The organism is Nocardioides marmorisolisilvae, assembly GCF_003725775.1.
In the GTDB taxonomy this organism is placed as follows: domain Bacteria; phylum Actinomycetota; class Actinomycetes; order Propionibacteriales; family Nocardioidaceae; genus Marmoricola; species Marmoricola marmorisolisilvae.
The window spans coordinates 2,072,400-2,091,048 of record NZ_RJSG01000002.1; the positions used below are offsets into that span (position 1 = coordinate 2,072,400).

An 18,649-nucleotide genomic window follows, 5' to 3' on the forward strand; every position below is an offset into this window, starting at 1 on the left:
TGTCGAGCCGCCCAGGTCCAACCCGCCCATCTCGTCCAGGCACACGTGCAGACCCAAGGTCGGGTCAGCGAACGGCGGCGCCAGGAGCGAGGTCATGGATCAATCCTCGATCGAACACATGTTCGATTCAAGACGGATCTGAGATCTGTGGACAACCCGTTCAGAACGCCGCCTGTGCGGCTGAGGCGGGCGCGAACTGCGTCCCCTCTAGTCCAGGCGGTAACGCCGGGACCGGGACCGCGTTAGACCGTTCGTCGCCTCCGTTTCTCGGGTCGAACCCCCTAAGGTCCCCCCATGGCATCCCCACGCCGCGTGCTGCAGACCGTCCTCCTCACCGTCGCCGTCGCACTGGTCCCGACGCTGGCGGTGTCCGCCGCGAACGCCGTCGGCACCGGAAGCCCGGTGATCGTGACGCCGGCCGACGGCGAGAGCTACTACTCCCACGAGGTCCCGGACCTGGTGGTCGACTTCGGGAACGCTCCCTACGGCAGCTACGACTGGTCGGTGACCGACGCGGACTCGAACCAGGTCCTGCACAGCGGGACGTTCGACTACGACGCGGCCGACCCGGACCAGAACGACCTCGCGGACCTCACCGACCTCGGACTCGGCGGCTACACGGCCACGATCACCAGCGACGGCGGCACCGTGACGTCGTCCTTCGGCACCTTCGAGCTCGGCCCGCCCCCGGTGGAGTGCCAGATCGAGGTCGCGGCCGTGCGCGTGGTCGGGCCGACCACCGCCGTCTACCCGCGCTTCCACGGCTGCGAGGGGCAGACCGAGACCTGGGCCGTCCGGCACCGGGTCGGCAACGGGACGCTGACCTTCGGGACGTTCAAGGTCGTGAACGGCAAGAGCGCCGGACCGTGGCGCTTCAAGGACTCCTGGCCGACCGGCGTCTACGCGATCCGCTCGCGCGAGATGTACGGCTACAACACCAGCACCGTGGTCAGGCTCGTCAGCCGGATCTCGCTCACCGCCGGCACCAAAGTCGGCGGCCACTTCCGGATCTCCGGCGACGTGACCCGTTACGTTCCGTCCGCCGACGGGTTCCGGGGCTGGGCGAACCGTCCGGTGGCGATCTCCTACAAGAACTGCGCGGCCGGGTGCGCGTGGCGGTTCCTCGGCACGGACCACACCGACAGCACCGGGCACTTCAGCTCCACCGTGACCTCGAGCCAGGCGCGCTACTACCGCGCGACCGTCGGGAGCACGACGTCCGTCTGGGGACGGACGTCGGCCCCCGTCAAGCGGTAGCGGGGATCACCCGAACTTCGTCGTCGTCGCGGTCGGCTGCAGGAACGGGCCACCCGCGTAGGAGACCGTGAAGGTCTTCGCGGTCAGCCACTTCTGCAACCCGATCGCCTTCTTGCAGGTCGCGAAGCCTGCGTCGTTCGTCACCGCCGAGCACATCGCAGTTCCGCCGACCGAGAACGTCACGGTCTGGCCCGGGACCGGCCCGAACCCGATGCCGGGCCCGAAGCGGAAGTACTGACCGAGCGTGGCCTTGAACGTGGTCGGCGCGGTGCCGAAGACGCCCTTGGCGGCCTTGGCGCCGTCGATCTCGCTCACCTCGCCGAGGACGTGGATCACCTGGGTCACCTCGGTGGCCGCTGCGTACTGGTCGTTGCCCGGCTGGGTCGCGTGCACGATGCAGTCACCGGGCGAGTTCCAGTAGATCGTGATCAGCCCGGCTGTGGGCGGCTGCCCGATCGCGCCGGGCAGCGAGTAGCAGACCAGGTCGTCGGCCGAGGTCACCGAGAACAGCACCGGCAGGCCGGAGGTCGAGGTGCCCGTCGGGACGTAGCTGCCCAGCCCGTCCACCCGGTCGTAGATCGCGAACTCGCCGGTGGGCGCGTCGCTGGTGATCGTGATCGTCTGCGGGAGCTTGTCGTCGCCGGATGCCGGCATGGCGACGAGAACCGGGACGATGACAGCCGCGAGAGCTGCGGCCAGAACTGGTGCCAACTTCATGGAGATCCTCCGAGATCAGGGTTCTTACTGGAGCTTTCCGACTGCCGTGCTCGGCAGGTAGTCCTGACTCCCTCCGTAGACAGCCGTGTAGGAGTTGTACTTCAGCGCCGCCTGGACGCCGATCGGCGCCTTGCAGGTCGCGATGCCTCCGCCGAAGAAGGTGCCGTCGTCCTTCTGCACGGTCACGGCCGAGCAGATCAGCTTCCCGCCGACGTAGAACCTCACCGTCTGGCCCGGGAACGCGAACATCGCGCCGTACCCGGGGCCGAACCAGCCGCGGCGGTGCAGGTCGGCGGAGAACGTGGTCCCGGAGATGCCGAGCACACCCTTGGACGCCTTGGCGGCGTCGAGGGTGGTCAGCTCTCGGGCGATCTGGAAGGTCATCGTGATCCGGGGAGCGGCTTCGTACTGGTCGTCGCCGGCCTGGTCGGCGAAGATCCGGCAGGTGCCCGCGTGCACGGCGGTCACGTTGCCGTAGATCGGACCGCCCCCGAAGGGGTTGATCTGGCAGGCCGGGGTCGTCGGGTCAGCGGTGATCGTCACCGGCAACCCCGAGCTCGACGCAGCGTCGACCTCGTAGTCGTACCGGAAACCGACGATCGCATCGGCCGGAGCCGGTGTGGTGAAGTGCAGCGTCTGCGGCGCCTTCACCACCGTGTACGCCGCCGCCGCGACCGTCTGCAGGTCCGCGCTGTCGGTGGCCGTGACGACGTAGTAGTGGTCCCCCACGGTCGAGGTGTCCACCGGGCCGACGTGCTCCGGGGTGCACGTCGCCGTGCTGGTGCCGGCCACGCAGCTGAAGGCCGGGGTCACGACCTGGTTCGCGGTGTAGGTGGGATTGCCGCTCGGCGTGGTGATCACCGCCTGGGGAGGGATCCCGCAGGCCAGGGTCAGGCTAAGCGGGCCTGTGGTGGTGATGGCGAACTGGTAGGTCCCGCTGTCGGCGATGGGGATCCGGGTCGGCTGACCGGAGACTCCGAGCACGGTGCCGTTCGCGCCGTTCGGGTAGTGGGTCTGGACCTTCGGCGAGGTGCCGGTCGGGGTGAACCGCACCTGTTCGCCCGCAGCGAAGTCGCCCGTGATGGTGATCGAGCCCGAGGTGCTGGCGAGGGTGTTGGCCTCCGAGGCGTGCAGGCTCGCGCAGATCGTCGACAACGCCGGACCGGCCGCGCCGGCAGGACTGACGACCGCGAGCGGGGCGAGGGCGAGGACGGCCGCCGCGAGCAGCCTCCGGGTGGATCCGGTCATGGGTGGGCGCTCCTTCGGATGGGCCGTCACTTGAGGACCTGGGTCACCGAGCTCGGGAGATAGGTGTCGTCGCCGGCGAACTTCGCGACGAAGGAGTGGTACTTCAGGGCCGCTTGGATGCCGAGCTTCGCCGAGCAGGTCGCCTCGGTGTAGTACGCGGACTCGCCCGGCGAACCGTGCAGGACCGTCGTCGCCGAGCACATCAGCTTGCCGCCGACCCAGAACGTGATCACCTTGCCGGGCAACGGGAGCCACCGCTGCTCCTGGCCGACGTGACCGGAGTACGAGAGGAAGGCCTGGAAGTTCGTCGGGCTCAGCCCGAGGACGTGCTTGTTGCCGGCGACCCCGCTGGCCATCTCGGTCGGGACCGTCGCGCTCGCGTCGGCCCTCGTCGGGCCGAGCACGAGCGAGGAGGCGAGGGCGAGCAGGGCGAGCACGAGCACACTGCGGTTGCTGCGGGATCCGGTCATGGGAGGCGCTCCTCGAGAGCGATGAGTTTCGGACCTGGTGCGACCTCAATGTAGGTCGCCCGGCGCGACCCCGGAAGAGCCGAACAGGCAGACTTTCCCCCATGCAGACCAAGGTGGCCTCGGCGAACATCCTGTACAAGCTGGGCAATCGGGACGCGGTGGTCGCGCTCGAGCAGGTGCTCGCCGAGGAGCCCGACCTGGTCGGCCTCCAGGAGTGGTACATCTCGCGGCTGCCGCTGCTGCGCCGGACCGGCGACGTCCGCACGGTGCCCGCGCTCCTCGGCCTGTCCGTGCCAGGCCCGGACCGCTACCACTGGGTCTCCTCGGTCTCGTGCGGCAACGTGGTCGGGGCTCGCGCGGACCGCTTCGACCTGATCCGGGCCGACGACGTGCTGCTCTCGGGGATCGGGCGCTCCGACCGCCCGGACCGGTTCCTGTCCACCGAGCCGCCGCGCCTGGTCACCATCGGCCTGTACGCCGACCGCGCGGTCGACCGGACGGTGGCGATCATGAGCTACCACCTCTGCCCCGGCGTCGAGGAGCACGGCCGCTACATCGCCGACCGGCCGCTGCTGATCGCGCGGCACCGGCAGGAGGTCAAGCGGCTGGAGCAGCTGATCGCCCGGTACCAGCGCGACGGGCACGTGGTCTACGCGGTCGGCGACTCGAACTTCGACAGCCAGCGTCTGGCCGGGCTGACCTCGAGCTGGGTCGGGCGCGAGGACGCCCCGGGCACGATCGGGTCGCGTACCCGCAAGCTCGACGACGTGCACGGTCCGGGGCCGGCGACCGAGGTGAAGCTGCTCAGCACCCCCAGCGACCACCGCGCACTGATCTCAGTTCGCGGGGACTGAGGTTTCGACAAGCTCAACCACCACAGCATGTCGAAATAGCCGCTGCGCGTTCGTCGTACGGGTGAAGCCTCCTCGAAAGGACACCTGAGATGACCGAGCAGCGCGCCGGCGAGGGCCGCGGTCCCGCCAGCTACTTCCCGTCGATCGAGCGCACCTACGGCCGCGCGATGGTCGAGTGGTTCGACATCGTCGAGTCCTGCGACCTGACCCGGCACATGGAGCTGGTCACCATGCTCAAGACCGAGTTCGGCATGGGCCACGGCCACGCGAACGCCGTCGTCGCGCACGTTCGCGCCCAGAACGCGGCAGCCTGATCAGTCAGCCGGCGGGATGTTCTGGTTGTGCCGGAACACGTTGTCGGGGTCCCAGACCCGCTTGATCTTGCGCAGCCGGGCGTACTTCTCGGGCCCGTAGGCCTGCTCCACCCGGATCAGCCCCTCGTCGCCGATGAAGTTCAGGTAGACGCCGCCCGTCGTCCACGGCTTCATCGCCGCCGCGATCGTCCGGGTCTTGGCGATGTTGACCTCGTCCTGGGAGGGGTCCGGCGGCCACATCGACAGGTAGTGCAGGTTGAAGGGCGCGCCCCGGTTGCCGAAGGCCGTGTCGTCATCGGTGAGGTCGCCGATCGCTCCCCCGCCCGCGACCACGATCATCTGGGTCAGCGGCGAGGTGGGCGGCTGGACGTTGTCGACCCAGGTCTCGATCGCCTCGTCGGGGAACGACTCCAGGAAGTCGCCGCTCCAGTAGTTGTGCATCCCCTTGGGGTTCGGCGGGTCGAGGAGCTGCTGGACCGCGACGTACGGCATCGGCCCGACCAGGTTCGCCGCCGGCGGGCCGAACGAGGTCAGGGGCTCCAGCACCCGCTGCCCCTCCTCCGGGTCGCCGACGTAGAGCACGATCACGCCGCACGCCGGCTGGCCCCGTGCCGGCTCGGGCACGAACTCCTCGGGCGGCGCCGTGATCAGCGCGACGCCGCCGCCGACCTCCCGCGGCGCGTCGAGCATGAAGTCGCGCCAGTTGCGCAGCACCTCCTTGGCCATGAAGCCGGGGTAGAGCAGCATCCCGCCGAGCACGATCGGGCCCACCGGGTGCAGCGCGAAGGTGAACTCGGTGACGACGCCGAAGTTGCCGCCACCGCCGCGCAGGGCCCAGAACAGGTCCGGGTGCGAGTCGTCCGAGGCGGTCACGATCTCCCCCGCGGCCGTCACGACCTCGGCCGCGACCAGGCTGTCGCAGGTGAACCCGTAGGTCCGCTCGAGCCAGCCGCTGCCGCTCCCCAGCGAGAGCCCGCCGACGCCGGTGCTGCTGACCCGCCCGCCGGTGACAGCGAGTCCGTGCTCCTGGGTCGCCGCATCGACCGCTCCCCAGGTCGCGCCGCCTCCGACCGTCACGGTCCGGTTGCCGGCATCGACCTCGACGTGGTTGATCTCCCTGAGGTCGACGCAGACCCCACCGTCGATGACCGCCGACCCGGTGACTCCGTGGCCACCGCCGTAGACGGAGATCGGCCTGCCGTCAGCGCGCGCGGTCGTGATCGCTGCCGCCACGTCTGCCGCGTTCCGGCAGCGCAGGATCCGCTCCGGCTTGCGGTCGATCATCCCGTTGAACACCGACCGCAGCTCGTCGTACCCGGCATCGCCCGGTCCGACGACCGTGCCGCTGAATTCCGTGGCCATCACGCACCCCCGTCTCGTTGGTGATCCGACTCAACGCCCGCGGTTCCGGTCTCGCAATAGCCAAGATGTGTCAGTCCGGTGACGTGTCCCGGCCCGGGCTCGGTCGTTGGAGGGTCATGCGACGCGTCCTGGTGCCGGCGTTCCTCGCCACGGCCCTCACCTCCGCCCTGCTGACCGCGACCCTGCCTGCGCACGCCGACCCGGCGCCCGCGCCCGGCTCCCCGGCGTACGTCGCCCGGGACCTGAAGAACATCGCCGACTCGTACGGCCGCGTGACCGGGCCCGGCGGCCAGCTCGCGAACCCGGCGTTCCTGCCGGCACTGGTCAAGCAGACGAACCTCCTCTACGCGACCCAGCTGCTGAACCAGGCCGCGAACCCGCTGCGTCCGGTGATCACGGCCGGCGAGCTGGTCCCCGGGTGGAACGTCGGCAACCCGCTGCGCGCCGGCTGGAACGGCACCCGCGGCACGTCCACCCCCATCTCGTTCCTGAACCGGTACGGCGCCCTGTTGCGCGGCACGGTCTACGCACCGAAGCCCGGCGCCAAGGACCCGTACACCGGTGAGACGCTGACCGGCCCGTTCCCGGGCGTGGTGATCACGCCGGGGTCGATCCAGGGATCTGAGGGCATGTACGTCTGGCTCGCCCAGGACCTGGCCGAGCGCGGGTACGTCGCGATGACCTACGACGTCCAGGGCCAGGGCACCAGCGAGACGTTCCCGCACGTCGGTGACACCACGTACCCGTTCTGCAACCCGTTCGCCGCCCCGGTCGACGGCAACATGCTCGGCTGCCCGGGCGTGCCGTTCCAGCAGCTGGCGAACTTCACCACGGGCACCGAGGACGCGCTGGACTGGTTCCTCTCGGCCTCCAACCCGTACGCCGGCAAGCTCGACCGGACGCCGGACACGCAGACCGTCACGCCGGGCCGGACCAGCCGGATCGCGATCATCGGGCACTCGCTCGGCGCCGCAGCGGTCTCGCAGGTCCAGGGCACCGATCCGCGGGTCGAGACCGTCGTGGCGCTCGACAAGCTGGCCACCCAGAGCAGCTCGGGCAACCTGGTCGGAGGAACCGCGAGCACCCCGAACGTCCCGGCGGTTCCTGCGCTGGCGATCCAGTCGGAGTACTTCCTCACCCCGTTCCCCTACTTCCTGTCCGGACCGGGCACCGGCCTGCTCCCGGGCGCGAGCCCGAACGGACCGGACCCGATGCGCGAGCGGAGGACCGGGTTCGACGGCTGGGTCGCGGCCGGCAAGGACAGCATGCTGATCGTGCCGCGGGCCTCGACGCACCTGGAGTACACCGACATCCCGTACGTGCTCCCCGCCAGCCGGTACGGCCAGGACCTGACCAGCGCCTACGTCCAGCTGTGGCTCGCGAAGTACCTCAAGCACGAGGACGTCGACTCCCAGCTGCTCGGCACGCAGCTGCACTACCTCGAGCCGCGCGGCAAGGGCGTTTGGGCCCCGGTCACCCTGGACCGGGACAGCAACCTGAGCATCTACTACTGCTCGGCGTACGACCTGCACGCCGATGGCACCGAGGTCCGCAGCCCCGACATCGCGGGCGTCGGAGGCTGCACCCCCTGAGCCGGTCCGTGACAGGAACTTCGGAAGAGACCAAACTCTCAACCACCGGGCTGAATTGCGCAGCGGCCCGGACTAGCCTTGACCCCGTCCACACCACCTGGCGCACAGCATCGGAAGAGGCGAACAACAGCCGTGCACGAGTCCACTGAAGGAAACCCCCTGACGTCTTTCGGAGCCAACGAGTGGCTCGTCGACGAGATGTACGAGCAGTACCAGAAGGACCCGAACAGCGTGGATCCTGCCTGGTGGGACTTCTTCGCCAGCTACAAGAACGGTGACGGCGCCGCCGCACCCGCCGCTGCTGCACCGGCGCCCGCCGCCGCTCCTGCGCCCGCCGCACCCGCCGCCGCCCCGGCTGCCCCGGCTGCCCCGGCTGCCCCGGCGGCTCCGGCCGCCGCGCCGACCCCGGTCGCGACTCCGTCGCCGGCTCCGACCCCGGTCGCGACCCCGTCGCCGGCTCCGACCCCGGCCGCTGCCACCGCTCCCCCCTCGGCCCCGGCGCCGACGACGACCCCGGTGCCCAAGGAGGCCCCGGCCGCTGCCGCCGCCTCGGCGAGCGACGAGCCGACCTACACGGTGCTGCGCGGCATCCCGGCCGCGACCGCGAAGAACATGGACATCTCGCTGGCCGTGCCGACCGCGACCAGCGTCCGCAACATCCCGGTCAAGCTGCTCTGGGACAACCGCATCGTCATCAACAACCACCTCAAGCGCGCCCGCGGTGGCAAGGTCTCGTTCACCCACCTGATCGGCTACGCAATCGTCAAGGCGATCAAGTCGCTGCCGGAGATGAACAACACCTTCGCCGAGGTCGACGGCAAGCCGAACATGGTCACCCCGGCGCACATCAACCTCGGTCTGGCCATCGACCAGCAGAAGCCCGACGGCACCCGCCAGCTCGTCGCCCCCTCGATCAAGGGCTGCGAGACGATGGACTTCGCCCAGTTCTGGACGGCGTACGAGGAGATCGTGCGCAAGGCCAAGGACAACAAGCTGACCATGGAGGACTACTCCGGGACGACGGTCAGCCTGACCAACGTCGGCGGCCTGGGAACCAACAACTCGGTGCCGCGGCTGATGCAAGGCCAGGCCGCGATCATCGGGGTCGGCTCGATGGACTACCCGCCGGAGGCACAGGGCGCGTCCGAGGAGACGATCACCCGCAACGCCATCAGCCGGATCATGACGATGACGTCGACCTACGACCACCGGGTCATCCAGGGCGCCCAGTCCGGCGAGTTCCTGCGCCAGGTGCACCAGCTGCTGCTCGGCGAGGACGGGTTCTACGACGAGATCTTCCGCAGCCTGCGGATCCCCTACGAGCCGATCCACTGGGCCGTGGACGTCTCCACCAACCACGACGAGGACGTCAGCAAGCAGGCCCGGATCCTCGAGCTGATCCACGCCTACCGGGTGCGCGGCCACATGATGGCCGACACCGACCCGCTGGAGTACAAGCAGCGCAGCCACCCCGACCTCGAGGTGGAGTCGCACGGCCTGACCCTGTGGGACCTCGACCGCGAGTTCGCCACCGGCGAGTTCGGCGGCGAGCGCCGGTTCATGAAGCTGCGCAACGTGCTGGGCATCCTGCGCGACTCGTACTGCCGCACGGTCGGCATCGAGTACATGCACATCCAGGACCCGGATCAGCGCCGCTGGATCCAGGAGCGGGTGGAGCAGCCGCACCAGAAGCCGCCGCGCGAGGAGCAGCTGCGGATCCTGCTGAAGCTGAACCAGGCCGAGGCGTTCGAGACCTTCCTGCAGACCAAGTTCGTCGGCCAGAAGCGGTTCAGCCTCGAGGGCGGCGAGACCACCGTCCCGGTGATCGACGAGATCTGCGAGGCCGCCGCCGAGGCCGCCCTCGACGAGGTCGCCATCGGCATGGCCCACCGCGGCCGCCTGAACATGCTGGCCAACATCGTCGGCAAGTCGTACAACCAGATCTTCCGCGAGTTCGAGGGCAACATCGACCCGCGCACGGTCCAGGGCTCCGGCGACGTGAAGTACCACCTGGGCGCCGAGGGCGAGTTCGTCGCCGGCTCCGGGGACAAGATCAAGGTCTCGATCGCCGCCAACCCGTCGCACCTCGAGACGGTCGACCCGATCCTGGAGGGCATCGCCCGCGCCAAGCAGGACGTGCTGAACCGTGGCGCCGCCTACCCGGTGCTGCCGCTGCTGATCCACGGCGACGCGGCATTCGCCGGCCAGGGCGTGGTCGCCGAGACGCTGAACCTCTCCCAGCTGCGCGGCTACCGCACCGGCGGCACGATCCACGTCGTCGTGAACAACCAGGTCGGCTTCACCACCTCGCCGGCCAGCTCGCGCTCGTCGTTGTACTGCACCGACGTCGCCCGGATGGTGCAGGCGCCGATCTTCCACGTGAACGGTGACGACCCGGAGGCGTGCATCCGCGTCGCCCGGCTCGCCTTCGAGTACCGCCAGGCGTTCAACAAGGACGTCGTCATCGACCTGGTCTGCTACCGCCGCCGTGGTCACAACGAGGGCGACGACCCGTCGTACACGCAGCCGCTGATGTACGACCTGATCGAGCAGAAGCGCTCGGTGCGCAAGCTCTACACCGAGTCCCTGATCGGCCGCGGCGACATCACCGTCGAGGAGGCCGAGCAAGTGCTGCAGAACTACCAGCAGCAGCTCGAGCGGGTCTTCACCGAGGTGCGCGAAGCCGACGCCCGTCCGGACTCCTGGACGACCGTGCCGGACTACCCGGACAAGCTGGCCACCGGCGAGGCGACCACCGCGATCAGCGTCGAGACGATGAAGCGGATCTCGGACGCCTACGTCAGTCCGCCGGAGGGCTTCACGGTGCACCCGAAGGTGCTCCCCCAGCTCCAGCGTCGCGCGGCCGCGATCAACGAGGGCCCGATCGACTGGGGCACCGGCGAGATCCTGGCCTTCGGCTCGCTGCTGATGGAGGGACGCCCGGTCCGGCTGGCCGGCCAGGACTCGCGCCGAGGCACCTTCGTGCAGCGCTTCGCCACGATCATCGACCGGCGCAACGCCGACGAGTGGACCCCGCTGTCGAACCTGACCGAGGACCAGGCGTCGTTCTTCGTCTACGACTCGCTGCTCTCCGAGTACGCCGCGCTCGGCTTCGAGTACGGCTACTCGGTGGCCCGTCCCGACGCGCTGGTGCTGTGGGAGGCGCAGTTCGGTGACTTCGTCAACGGCGCCCAGATCGTCACCGACGAGTACATCACCGCCAGCGAGACGAAGTGGGGACAGCAGTCCGGCGTCGTGCTGCTGCTGCCGCACGGCTACGAGGGCCAGGGCCCGGACCACTCCTCGGCCCGGATCGAGCGGTTCATGCAGATGGCCGCCGACGACGCGTTCGTGGTCGCCCAGCCGTCGACCCCGGCCAGCCACTTCCACCTGCTGCGCCGGCACGCGCTCGGCGCCGCGCACAAGCCGCTGATCATCTTCACCCCGAAGTCGATGCTGAAGCGCAAGGAGGCGGCCTCGCAGCCCGAGGCGTTCACCCAGGGCTCGTTCGCACCGGTGATCGGCGACAACGTCGCGGACCCGTCCAAGGTGACCACGGTGCTGCTGTGCAGCGGCCGGATCACCTGGGACCTGGTGGTCGAGCGCGCCAAGCGCCAGGGCGAGGACCCGACGACCGCGATCGTCCGGATCGAGCAGCTCTACCCGGAGCCGGCCGAGGAGCTGCGTGCCGAGCTGAGCCGCTTCCCGAACCTGCGCAGCGTGCGGTGGGTCCAGGACGAGCCGGCCAACATGGGCCCGGCTCCGCACTTCCGCCTGAACCTGTTCGACCGGCTCGACCAGGAGGTCGCGGTGATCTCCCGGGCAGCGTCGTCCTCGCCGTCGGTCGGCCAGCACTCGCGGCACGTTGACGAGCAGAAGTCGCTCCTGGACCAGGCGTTCGCCTGACCCGCTGATGTACTTCACCGACCGCGGGATCGAGGAGCTCGAGAAGCGCCGGGGTGACGACGAGGTCACCCTGGCCTGGCTCGCCGACCAGCTGCGGACCTACGTCGACGTGCACCCGGACGACGAGAACGCGATCGAGCGCTTCGCCACCTGGCTGGCCCGGATCGATGACCCGGACGACGACTAGAAACCTCCGGCCTCCGCGTGCGCGGTGCTGCCGAGGAACCAGTCGCGCTCGGCGACCCAGCTGCCGCCCTCGCGGCGCAGCAGCTTGATCGAGGCCTGTGCGCGCTCGGAGTTGCGACAGACCAGCATCCGGCCGTCCGGGTCCAGGTAGCTGACGTCCAGGGTCTGGTCCTCCGGCAACCGGACGTCGATCTCGAGGCGACGACCACCACCCAGACGGCCCTTCACGGTCCAGCCGTCGCGGTGCAGCCGCGTGCGCTGGCCGAGCGCCGCGACGAGCGGGTCACCCGGCCGGTCCGGTTCGCCGTTGAGCCGCAGCTGCACCTGGGCCAGCGCCGGCAACCGGCGCAGGCCGGCGCGCTTGGAGATCGCGGTGACCACCTCGCACACCTCGCCGTCGCCGAGGTCGGCGTGCAGCCACCCCCAGCGCAACCCGTTGCCGTGGCCGTAGATGCGGGCATTGGCACCGACCGCACCGTCGAGCACCAGCTCGTCCTCACCGATCCGCACCGTGCCGTTGAACCGGGCCTGCGGCTCGGGCACGACCTGCGCGGCGGGCAGCAGCTCCTGGTGCCAGGCCCAGGACGGGAACGTGAACATCGGCGGACCGGCACTCACCGTGCGCAGGTCCCACCGCACCGCGCCGGCGGTGCCGCTCAACCGGTCAGCGACGTGCTCGACCGCGCCCGCAGTGAACCCGCTCGCGGGCGTGGCCCAGGGGTGCGGTCCGAACCGCTCGAGCACGGGTGCACGGTCGGGCCGGAAGACCGCGATCCAGCCGTGCCCGTACGGCGCGCGGTCGTCGCTCGGCACCACCAGCTCGTGGTGCACCCAGATCCCGGTCCCGGTGCTCGGGTCGGTCAGCGTCGAGTACCAGACCTCCAGGCGACCGCGCTGCCCGCGCCAGCGACTGGCGGCGAGGTCAGCGTCAGGCACGGCGCGCCACCTTCGCCGGCGCCAGGGCCGGGCTGTACATCGCATCGATCGCCTCGATCGCGAGCGCCTCGACCTCGTCGAGCTCGGTCAGGTTGCCCTCGTTGAGCACGTAGGCGATCCGCAGGTCGAGCCCGGAGATCAGCAGGCCGATCCGCCCGAGGCTCACGTCCGGCATCCGCGGGTCGACGCGGCGCACCGCGTCGGCCAGCGCGCGCACGTGGTCGGCGAACCGGTCGTTGCCCGCGCGACGTGCCTGGAGCACCGCGGCTCCGGCGGAGCCCAGCTCGACGTAGGTGGCCCGGGCGACCGCGGGACGTCGGCGGATGTCGTCGAAGACCGACCGGACCCCGGAGACCAGGCCGGCGTGCCAGCCTTCCTCGGCAGCAGCCAGGGCGGCATCAGCCATCCGCGCCAGGCTTGCCGTCACGGTCGCCTGGTAAGCCGCGACCAGGCACTCGTCCTTGCCGTCGAAGTTCTCGTAGAAGGTCGAGCGGGAGACCCCGGCCGCCGCGACAATGTCCCGGACGCTCGCGCCGGCGTATCCCTGGCCGGCCACGACCAGCGCCGCGGCGACGAGCAACCGGCCCCGCTGGGTGGCACTCGAGCGGGTCAGGAAGTCCTCGGCGGACAGGCCGAACGCCTCGCCGTTGGCGATCAGCGTGGCCAGGTCGATCGACACAGCTCCGGTCTCCACGGCGCTGAGTGTACTCGTCAGGACTCTTGAAGTCCTCCCGGGTATGTTGAATACTCGTCGGGTACAGAGTGCTCTCACCCTCCCGAGGAGCCGCCATGCGTCGTCCTGCCCTGATCGTCGCCGCCCTGCTGCTGGCGGCTGGCCTCACGCCGTCGGCCGCGGACGCGGAAGGCACCGGTCTGGTCCCGTACTACGCGCCCCCGTTCGCGGACTCCTGCACCGTGCACGCCTTCGGCGAGGGTGAGATCCCGAACCTCACCGCGCTGCCCGACGACCCGCTGTGCGTCGACTACGCCAAGCGGAACATCACCGTCTCCAACGGCGGCGCGATCGCGTTCCTGCTCGCCGAGCCCGCCCGGTTCGCACTGGCCGGGACCAAGTGCCGGTACTGGCAGCAGGACCACTGGAGCGTGCAGCTCGCCCCGGGGATGACGCCGATCATCCGCTGGGACGGCTCCTACTGGTGGGACCTGGGCACCGGCCAGATCGCGGCGCGACTCAGCGGCCTCACGATCGCTGGTCAACCGGCCACCATCGCCCGCGCGGCCGCGTACATCGCGCCGTACAGCCCGGCGCTGGCGGCGTACTTCCTGCGCTACGGCACCGGCGGGGACGGCGGTGCCCTCAATCTCGGCCTGCCGCTGAACCCGCTGTGCCCCCGCTGAGGCGGCGCCCGTGATCCCGACACTCTCCCGCCGGCGGCTGCTGCAGACGGCTGCGGCTGCGGTGGCGGTGCTCCCCCTCGTCACCCCGGACTCCGCGTACGCCGGCACCAGCATCCAGCGCGACACCCTGGAAGCCTTCGCCGACACCGTCGTCCCGGGTGCGAAGCGCTTCGCCGGTGACCGCATCGTCGCCGGCGCCACCGCCGGACCGGGTGCCGTCGACGCCGGCGCCTGGCTGCTCTACAACGACCCGGACGTCGGCCTCGCGGTGGCGATCCCGGGCCTGGTCGCTGCGATCAACGCCGAGGCAGCCGCCTACGCGCTGACCCACCGGACCCTCCTCGACGTCCGGGTGCCGCCCTTCGTCGCGCTCGACTTCGACGCCCGGACCGCGGTCGTCGGGCAGCTCCTGCGCGGTAGCGGCGTGGTGCAGCTGCTCTGGTACGCCGTCGCCGCGATGGCGATGCTCGCCTTCCACACGGCCGGCCACCTGGACACCGCAGCCGCGGTCCGCGCCGGACACCCGGGCCTGGCCTGGCTCGGCTTCCCGCTCCCCGACCCGGACGGGATCTGGCGCTTCCCGGACTTCAGCTACCGCCAGGAGCTGGCGGCGCTGCACCCGCTCACCACGAACACCGGGAACCCGGCATGAGCGCGATCTGCGAGCGCACCGACGTCCTGGTCATCGGCACCGGCTTCGGCGGGGCGATCCCGGCGTACAACCTCGCCGCGGGCGGGGCCAAGGTGATCATGCTCGAGCGCGGTCCGGAGCTCGGCGCCGCGGACTTCACCCAGAGCCTGGAGATCGGCGGCTACACCCGGATCGTCGACCTGATCCAGGGCAACGGGATCCAGGTCGTCGCCGGCAACTGCGTCGGCGGTTCCAGCGTCGTGTACTTCGCCGCCTCGCTGCGCGCGCCTTCGTTCGTCTTCGAGCGCCGCGGTTCGGCCGGTCGTCGGCTCTGGCCGAGCGGGCTCACCCGAAGCGCCCTGGACCCCTGGTACGACCGCGTCGAGGCGACCATCCCGGTCGCCCAGCAGTCCTGGGACGACGTCCCGTACGCCGGTGGCGTGTGGGCAGCGGCCTGCGCCAACGCCGGGCACACCTGCAACCCGGTCCCGCTCGCCGTGGACCTGGAGCACTGCACGAACTGCAACTGGATGCTCAACGGCTGCCGGTTCGACGCCAAGCGCTCCATGCTGCTGAACTACCTGCCGGCAGCGCGGGCGCACGGCGCCCAGGTCCGGCCGCTGCACGAGGTGCAGAGCATCGCGAAGTCGCTGACGCCCGGCTACCGGTACCGGGTCGACTACACGGTCGTGGACGCGAGCGACTACCGGATCCCGGCCGGCGCCGGCTCGATCGAGGCCAAGGTCGTCATCGTCGCTGCCGGCACGATGGGCACCCCGGTGATCCTCAAGCGCTCCGGCCTCGGGCTCGGCTCGGTGCCCTCGGCCGTCGGGAAGTACTTCTCCCCCAACGGCGACCGGGTCTCGATGGCGGTGCTCGACGAGGGCGCCGTGGGGAACGTCCTCGGACTCGAGCGCGCACCGGGCACGGCGTACGAGGCCTTCCCGATCGGCAAGCCGATCGGCTCGATGTCCTACGACTACCTCGACCCGGCCCGGCCCGAGTTCGAGCGCTTCGGGCTCCAGCAGATCTACTTCCCCGCGATCACCAACCTGCTCCCCGAGGACGGCACCCCGGCTGCCCCGGACTGGTACGGCGTGGACAAGAAGCTGCTCTCCCAGCGCTGGCGCTCCTGGTTGACCCTGCTGGCGATGACCGAGGACGACAACGAGGGCCAGTGGGGCGTGCTCCCGCCGACCGGAAACTTCCTCCGGGTGGCCTCCTCGGCCGTGGTGAGCTCACTGACCTACCAGCCGAACGCGAACACCCGCCGGGGTTTCGCCGCATCGGACGCCGCACTGCGCTCGATCATCGAGAAGGACGGCATCGGCAAGCACCTGGACTGGGTCGGCGGGCAGCCGGTGCTCTCGGCGCACCCGCTGGCCTCCTGCCGGTTGGGCGACGACCCCGCGACCTCCGCACTCGGCCCGGACCACCAGCTGCGCGGGCACGCCGGACTGTTCGTCACCGACGGCAGCGCGGTCCCGACCTCGCTGACGGTGAACCCCTCGTTGACCATCGCCGCGCTCGCCGAACGGGCCTCACCCGGCATCGCTCGCTTCGCCCGCAGCCTCGGGCTGGACGTGGCCGCGAGCGTGCCGCCTCCCGGCGGCTGAGCGTGACCCATCTGACAGACTCGACTGTCAGAACATGTTCTAGTATTTCGCCATGACCGCCGTTCAGTGGATCAACGCTCCGCACGCGACCGACGTGACCTACCCCGCCGCCCCCTGGCACATGACCGGCCAGCTGTGGCTGTCGCTGTTCAAGGTGAACGCCGGCGACCACCCCGACCGCGAGCCGGGTGTCTACGGCGCCGCGCTGGTGAAGTACCAGGAGCCCAGCCCGCTCACCTACGGCGAGCTGCTCGTCGCCCGGATGGTCACAGCGCCGAATACAGGCAAGGCCGTCAACATCACCGACATCTGGGTGGACTCGATCCAGTCCGTCCACGGCGGCCGTGACCTGTGGGCGATCCCGAAGGACCTCTGCGACTTCGGCTTCACCTCGACGACCAGCGGGCCGCTGAGCCGGACGCTGTGGACCGCCGAGCTCGACGGCGTCCCGATCGTGACGGCGTCGTTCAGCGACGTCTCGAAGCTGGCCCCGCGACTGCCGTTCAAGGGCGACACGTACCAGCAGCGCGCGGACGGCGAGGAGGTCCGCGCCTCGCTGACCGGCTCGTCGAAGGCGGCCCCGTGCCGGGGACGCTGGGACTTCAACCCCGACGGCGCCCTGGGATGGCTGGCCGGCAAGCGGTCGATCGCCTCGTTCCGCCAGGCCGACTTCCGGATGTCGTTCGGATGACGACGTCGAAACGCCCCCACCGCTGAAGAGCGGTGGGGGCGTTTCGCTTGTTCTGGGTCAGACGGTCTCGTCGGTGCCCGAGTCGTCGCTTGCCTTCTTGGCGGCGTCCCGGATCTCGAAGAGGTCCGTGGCCAGGCCACCGACGGTCTTCGCGATGTCCTGAACCGCACCGATCACGATCTGGGTGCCCTGTCCGACCGCGTGGGTCACGGCCTCGACACCGTCCTGGACCGCGTCCTTGCGGATCTCCGCCTTGCTGAGGTTGTCCTTCATGCCGACCAGTGTGGGCCGGGCGGCACGAAGGAGCAACGTGTCAGTCGTCTCAGGCTCAGGCCGCCACGAGGTCGGCGTCGGCCGGCGCGGCCGGGGCCGGGTCGGTGTTCCGGGTCCGGGTCGGCAACGAGAGCCGCAGGATCTTGCGCGCCACCGTCCAGAGCTGCTTGGTCAGCCCGCCGGTGTTGTACTCGATGCCGTACTTCTCGCACAGGGCCCGCACCTCGACCGCGGCCTCCGGGTAGCGCCGGGCCGGGATGTCCGGGAACAGGTGGTGCTCGATCTGGTGCGACAGGTTGCCCGACATGATGTGGAACAGCTTGCCGCCGGTGATGTTCGCCGAGCCGAGCAGCTGGCGGTAGTACCAGTGGCCGCGGGTCTCGTTCTCGCACTCCTCCTCGGTGAACGTCGCAACGCCCGCCGGGAAGTGACCGCAGAAGATGATGTTGAAGCTCCAGATGTTCCGGACGATGTTCGCCACCGCGTTGCCGGCCAGGGTGCTCAGGAAGAACGGGCCGGTCAGCGCCGGGAACAGCACGTAGTCCTTGAGGACCTGCTTGCGGACCTTGCGGATGATCGGCTTGCCGACCTTCTTGGTCTCCTCCCAGGTCCGCTCACCGGTCTTGATCCGGTCCACCTCGAGGTCGTGCAGGGCCACGCCCTCCTCGAAGAAGATCATCAGCAGGAACGCGTAGAGCGGGTTGCCCAGGTAGTACGGGCGCCACTTCTGGTCCTCGTCCATCCGCAGGATGCCGTACCCGATGTCCCGGTCCTTGCCGAGGATGTTCGTGTAGGTGTGGTGGATGTAGTTGTGGCCGTACTTCCAGTTCTCGCCCGGGGCCATGGTGTCCCAGTCGTAGATGCGCGAGTTCAGCTTCGGGTCGCCCATCCAGTCGTACTGGCCGTGCATCACGTTGTGGCCGATCTCCATGTTCTCCAGGATCTTGGAGACGCTGAGGGCGGCGACCGCGAGCGGCCAGGCCGGCGGCAGGTAGAACAGCGCCCGGCCGGCGATCTCGAACTGCTGCTGGCGCTTGACGATCTTGCGGATGTACGCCGCGTCCTCCTCGCCCAGGTCGGCGAGGATGCGCTGCCGGATCGCGTCGAGCTCGTCGCCGAACTCCTCCAGCTGCTCCGGGGTCAGGTTGGGGATCTTCGGGTCGCTGGCCGCGACGGTCGCGCGGGGCTTGCCGTTCTTGGTGGTCAGGGTGTTGCTCATGGTCGTGTCTCCCTAGGT

At 70.0% G+C, this 18,649-nt stretch carries 18 protein-coding genes; 10 read left to right on the forward strand and 8 right to left on the reverse strand.

The window, feature by feature from the left end; all coding sequences use genetic code 11:
- Positions 1 to 294 precede the first annotated feature (294 nt).
- Complete coding sequence (locus EFL95_RS14060; protein WP_148045056.1) at positions 295 to 1,257, forward strand: hypothetical protein; 963 nt, start codon at positions 295 to 297, stop codon at positions 1,255 to 1,257.
- 6 nt (positions 1,258 to 1,263) lie between these two features.
- Here EFL95_RS14060 and EFL95_RS14065 read toward each other — a convergent pair whose 3' ends face one another.
- From EFL95_RS14065 to EFL95_RS14085, 3 genes are read right to left on the reverse strand one after another with little or no spacing between them, the layout of a single operon-like run.
- Positions 1,264 to 1,974 carry a hypothetical protein gene (locus EFL95_RS14065; protein WP_123234541.1) on the reverse strand — a complete coding sequence of 237 codons (711 nt, stop codon included), beginning with the start codon at positions 1,972 to 1,974 and terminating at the stop codon, positions 1,264 to 1,266.
- Between the two features lie 24 nt (positions 1,975 to 1,998).
- Entirely contained in the window at positions 1,999 to 3,222 is a 1,224-nt protein-coding gene (locus tag EFL95_RS19565; RefSeq protein ID WP_183407160.1) for a hypothetical protein, read from the reverse strand.
- Between the two features lie 26 nt (positions 3,223 to 3,248).
- Entirely contained in the window at positions 3,249 to 3,692 is a 444-nt protein-coding gene (locus tag EFL95_RS14085) for a hypothetical protein (RefSeq protein WP_123234545.1), read from the reverse strand.
- Positions 3,693 to 3,793: 101 nt separating this feature from the next.
- On the opposite strand from EFL95_RS14085, the gene EFL95_RS14090 reads away from it, so the two are divergent.
- Both EFL95_RS14090 and EFL95_RS14095 read left to right on the forward strand, forming a co-directional pair.
- Positions 3,794 to 4,546: an endonuclease/exonuclease/phosphatase family protein gene (locus tag EFL95_RS14090; protein WP_123234546.1), complete on the forward strand. Its 753-nt coding sequence runs from the start codon at positions 3,794 to 3,796 to the stop codon at positions 4,544 to 4,546.
- 89 nt (positions 4,547 to 4,635) lie between these two features.
- The gene (locus EFL95_RS14095) at positions 4,636 to 4,860 is read left to right on the forward strand and encodes a DUF4287 domain-containing protein (protein ID WP_123234547.1); all 225 of its coding nucleotides are present in this window, start codon (positions 4,636 to 4,638) and stop codon (positions 4,858 to 4,860) included.
- Here the strand turns inward: EFL95_RS14095 and EFL95_RS14100 are convergent, their stop codons facing one another.
- On the reverse strand, positions 4,861 to 6,222 hold the full coding sequence (locus tag EFL95_RS14100; RefSeq protein WP_123234548.1) for an FAD-binding oxidoreductase: 1,362 nt from the start codon (positions 6,220 to 6,222) through the stop codon (positions 4,861 to 4,863).
- Positions 6,223 to 6,338: 116 nt separating this feature from the next.
- Here EFL95_RS14100 and EFL95_RS14105 point away from each other — a divergent pair, with 116 nt between their 5' ends.
- From EFL95_RS14105 to EFL95_RS14115, 3 genes are all read left to right on the forward strand, one after another.
- Positions 6,339 to 7,814: an alpha/beta hydrolase family protein gene (locus EFL95_RS14105; protein WP_183407161.1), complete on the forward strand. Its 1,476-nt coding sequence runs from the start codon at positions 6,339 to 6,341 to the stop codon at positions 7,812 to 7,814.
- 132 nt (positions 7,815 to 7,946) lie between these two features.
- A complete protein-coding gene (locus EFL95_RS14110; protein ID WP_123234549.1) occupies positions 7,947 to 11,720 on the forward strand; it encodes a multifunctional oxoglutarate decarboxylase/oxoglutarate dehydrogenase thiamine pyrophosphate-binding subunit/dihydrolipoyllysine-residue succinyltransferase subunit in 3,774 nt (1,257 codons plus the stop codon).
- A gap of 7 nt (positions 11,721 to 11,727) precedes the next feature.
- Positions 11,728 to 11,907: a DUF6104 family protein gene (locus EFL95_RS14115; protein ID WP_123234550.1), complete on the forward strand. Its 180-nt coding sequence runs from the start codon at positions 11,728 to 11,730 to the stop codon at positions 11,905 to 11,907.
- On the opposite strand, the gene EFL95_RS14120 is transcribed toward EFL95_RS14115, so the two are convergent.
- Together EFL95_RS14120 and EFL95_RS14125 are read right to left on the reverse strand one after the other, a co-directional pair.
- Entirely contained in the window at positions 11,904 to 12,842 is a 939-nt protein-coding gene (locus tag EFL95_RS14120) for a hypothetical protein (RefSeq protein ID WP_123234551.1), read from the reverse strand. The genes EFL95_RS14115 and EFL95_RS14120 overlap by 4 nt on opposite strands.
- On the reverse strand, positions 12,835 to 13,536 hold the full coding sequence (locus EFL95_RS14125; RefSeq protein ID WP_183407162.1) for a TetR/AcrR family transcriptional regulator: 702 nt from the start codon (positions 13,534 to 13,536) through the stop codon (positions 12,835 to 12,837). Before EFL95_RS14125 ends, EFL95_RS14120 begins: the two co-directional genes overlap by 8 nt.
- Before the next feature lie 95 nt (positions 13,537 to 13,631).
- Here EFL95_RS14125 and EFL95_RS14130 point away from each other — a divergent pair, with 95 nt between their 5' ends.
- From EFL95_RS14130 to EFL95_RS14145, 4 genes are read left to right on the forward strand one after another with little or no spacing between them, the layout of a single operon-like run.
- Positions 13,632 to 14,201 carry a hypothetical protein gene (locus tag EFL95_RS14130; protein WP_123234553.1) on the forward strand — a complete coding sequence of 190 codons (570 nt, stop codon included), beginning with the start codon at positions 13,632 to 13,634 and terminating at the stop codon, positions 14,199 to 14,201.
- A gap of 10 nt (positions 14,202 to 14,211) precedes the next feature.
- On the forward strand, positions 14,212 to 14,853 hold the full coding sequence (locus EFL95_RS14135; protein ID WP_123234554.1) for a DUF5987 family protein: 642 nt from the start codon (positions 14,212 to 14,214) through the stop codon (positions 14,851 to 14,853).
- Positions 14,850 to 16,448 (forward strand): GMC family oxidoreductase N-terminal domain-containing protein, encoded by a 1,599-nt coding sequence (locus EFL95_RS14140; protein WP_123234555.1) that lies wholly within the window; start codon positions 14,850 to 14,852, stop codon positions 16,446 to 16,448. Before EFL95_RS14135 ends, EFL95_RS14140 begins: the two co-directional genes overlap by 4 nt.
- Positions 16,449 to 16,500: 52 nt before the next feature.
- Positions 16,501 to 17,139, forward strand: a complete 639-nt coding sequence (locus tag EFL95_RS14145; RefSeq protein ID WP_123234556.1) for an acetoacetate decarboxylase family protein — start codon at positions 16,501 to 16,503, stop codon at positions 17,137 to 17,139.
- Between the two features lie 57 nt (positions 17,140 to 17,196).
- Here EFL95_RS14145 and EFL95_RS14150 read toward each other — a convergent pair whose 3' ends face one another.
- Complete coding sequence (locus EFL95_RS14150; protein WP_123234557.1) at positions 17,197 to 17,412, reverse strand: hypothetical protein; 216 nt, start codon at positions 17,410 to 17,412, stop codon at positions 17,197 to 17,199.
- 55 nt (positions 17,413 to 17,467) lie between these two features.
- Complete coding sequence (locus tag EFL95_RS14155) at positions 17,468 to 18,631, reverse strand: fatty acid desaturase family protein (protein WP_123234558.1); 1,164 nt, start codon at positions 18,629 to 18,631, stop codon at positions 17,468 to 17,470.
- Positions 18,632 to 18,649: the final 18 nt, after the last annotated feature.

Excerpts from the sequence above, each read along its gene's own strand:
- EFL95_RS14065 (WP_123234541.1), bottom strand. The coding sequence starts at position 1,974 with ATGAAGTTGGCACCAGTTCTGGCCGCAGCTCTCGCGGCTGTCATCGTC.
- EFL95_RS14130 (WP_123234553.1), top strand. The coding sequence starts at position 13,632 with ATGCGTCGTCCTGCCCTGATCGTCGCCGCCCTGCTGCTGGCGGCTGGC.
- EFL95_RS14090 (WP_123234546.1), top strand. The coding sequence starts at position 3,794 with ATGCAGACCAAGGTGGCCTCGGCGAACATCCTGTACAAGCTGGGCAAT.
- EFL95_RS14095 (WP_123234547.1), top strand. The coding sequence starts at position 4,636 with ATGACCGAGCAGCGCGCCGGCGAGGGCCGCGGTCCCGCCAGCTACTTC.
- EFL95_RS14085 (WP_123234545.1), bottom strand. The coding sequence starts at position 3,692 with ATGACCGGATCCCGCAGCAACCGCAGTGTGCTCGTGCTCGCCCTGCTC.
- EFL95_RS14100 (WP_123234548.1), bottom strand. The coding sequence starts at position 6,222 with ATGGCCACGGAATTCAGCGGCACGGTCGTCGGACCGGGCGATGCCGGG.
- EFL95_RS14105 (WP_183407161.1), top strand. The coding sequence starts at position 6,339 with ATGCGACGCGTCCTGGTGCCGGCGTTCCTCGCCACGGCCCTCACCTCC.
- EFL95_RS14140 (WP_123234555.1), top strand. The coding sequence starts at position 14,850 with ATGAGCGCGATCTGCGAGCGCACCGACGTCCTGGTCATCGGCACCGGC.
- EFL95_RS14145 (WP_123234556.1), top strand. The coding sequence starts at position 16,501 with ATGACCGCCGTTCAGTGGATCAACGCTCCGCACGCGACCGACGTGACC.
- EFL95_RS14150 (WP_123234557.1), bottom strand. The coding sequence starts at position 17,412 with ATGAAGGACAACCTCAGCAAGGCGGAGATCCGCAAGGACGCGGTCCAG.
- EFL95_RS14060 (WP_148045056.1), top strand. The coding sequence starts at position 295 with ATGGCATCCCCACGCCGCGTGCTGCAGACCGTCCTCCTCACCGTCGCC.
- EFL95_RS14155 (WP_123234558.1), bottom strand. The coding sequence starts at position 18,631 with ATGAGCAACACCCTGACCACCAAGAACGGCAAGCCCCGCGCGACCGTC.
- EFL95_RS19565 (WP_183407160.1), bottom strand. The coding sequence starts at position 3,222 with ATGACCGGATCCACCCGGAGGCTGCTCGCGGCGGCCGTCCTCGCCCTC.
- EFL95_RS14115 (WP_123234550.1), top strand. The coding sequence starts at position 11,728 with ATGTACTTCACCGACCGCGGGATCGAGGAGCTCGAGAAGCGCCGGGGT.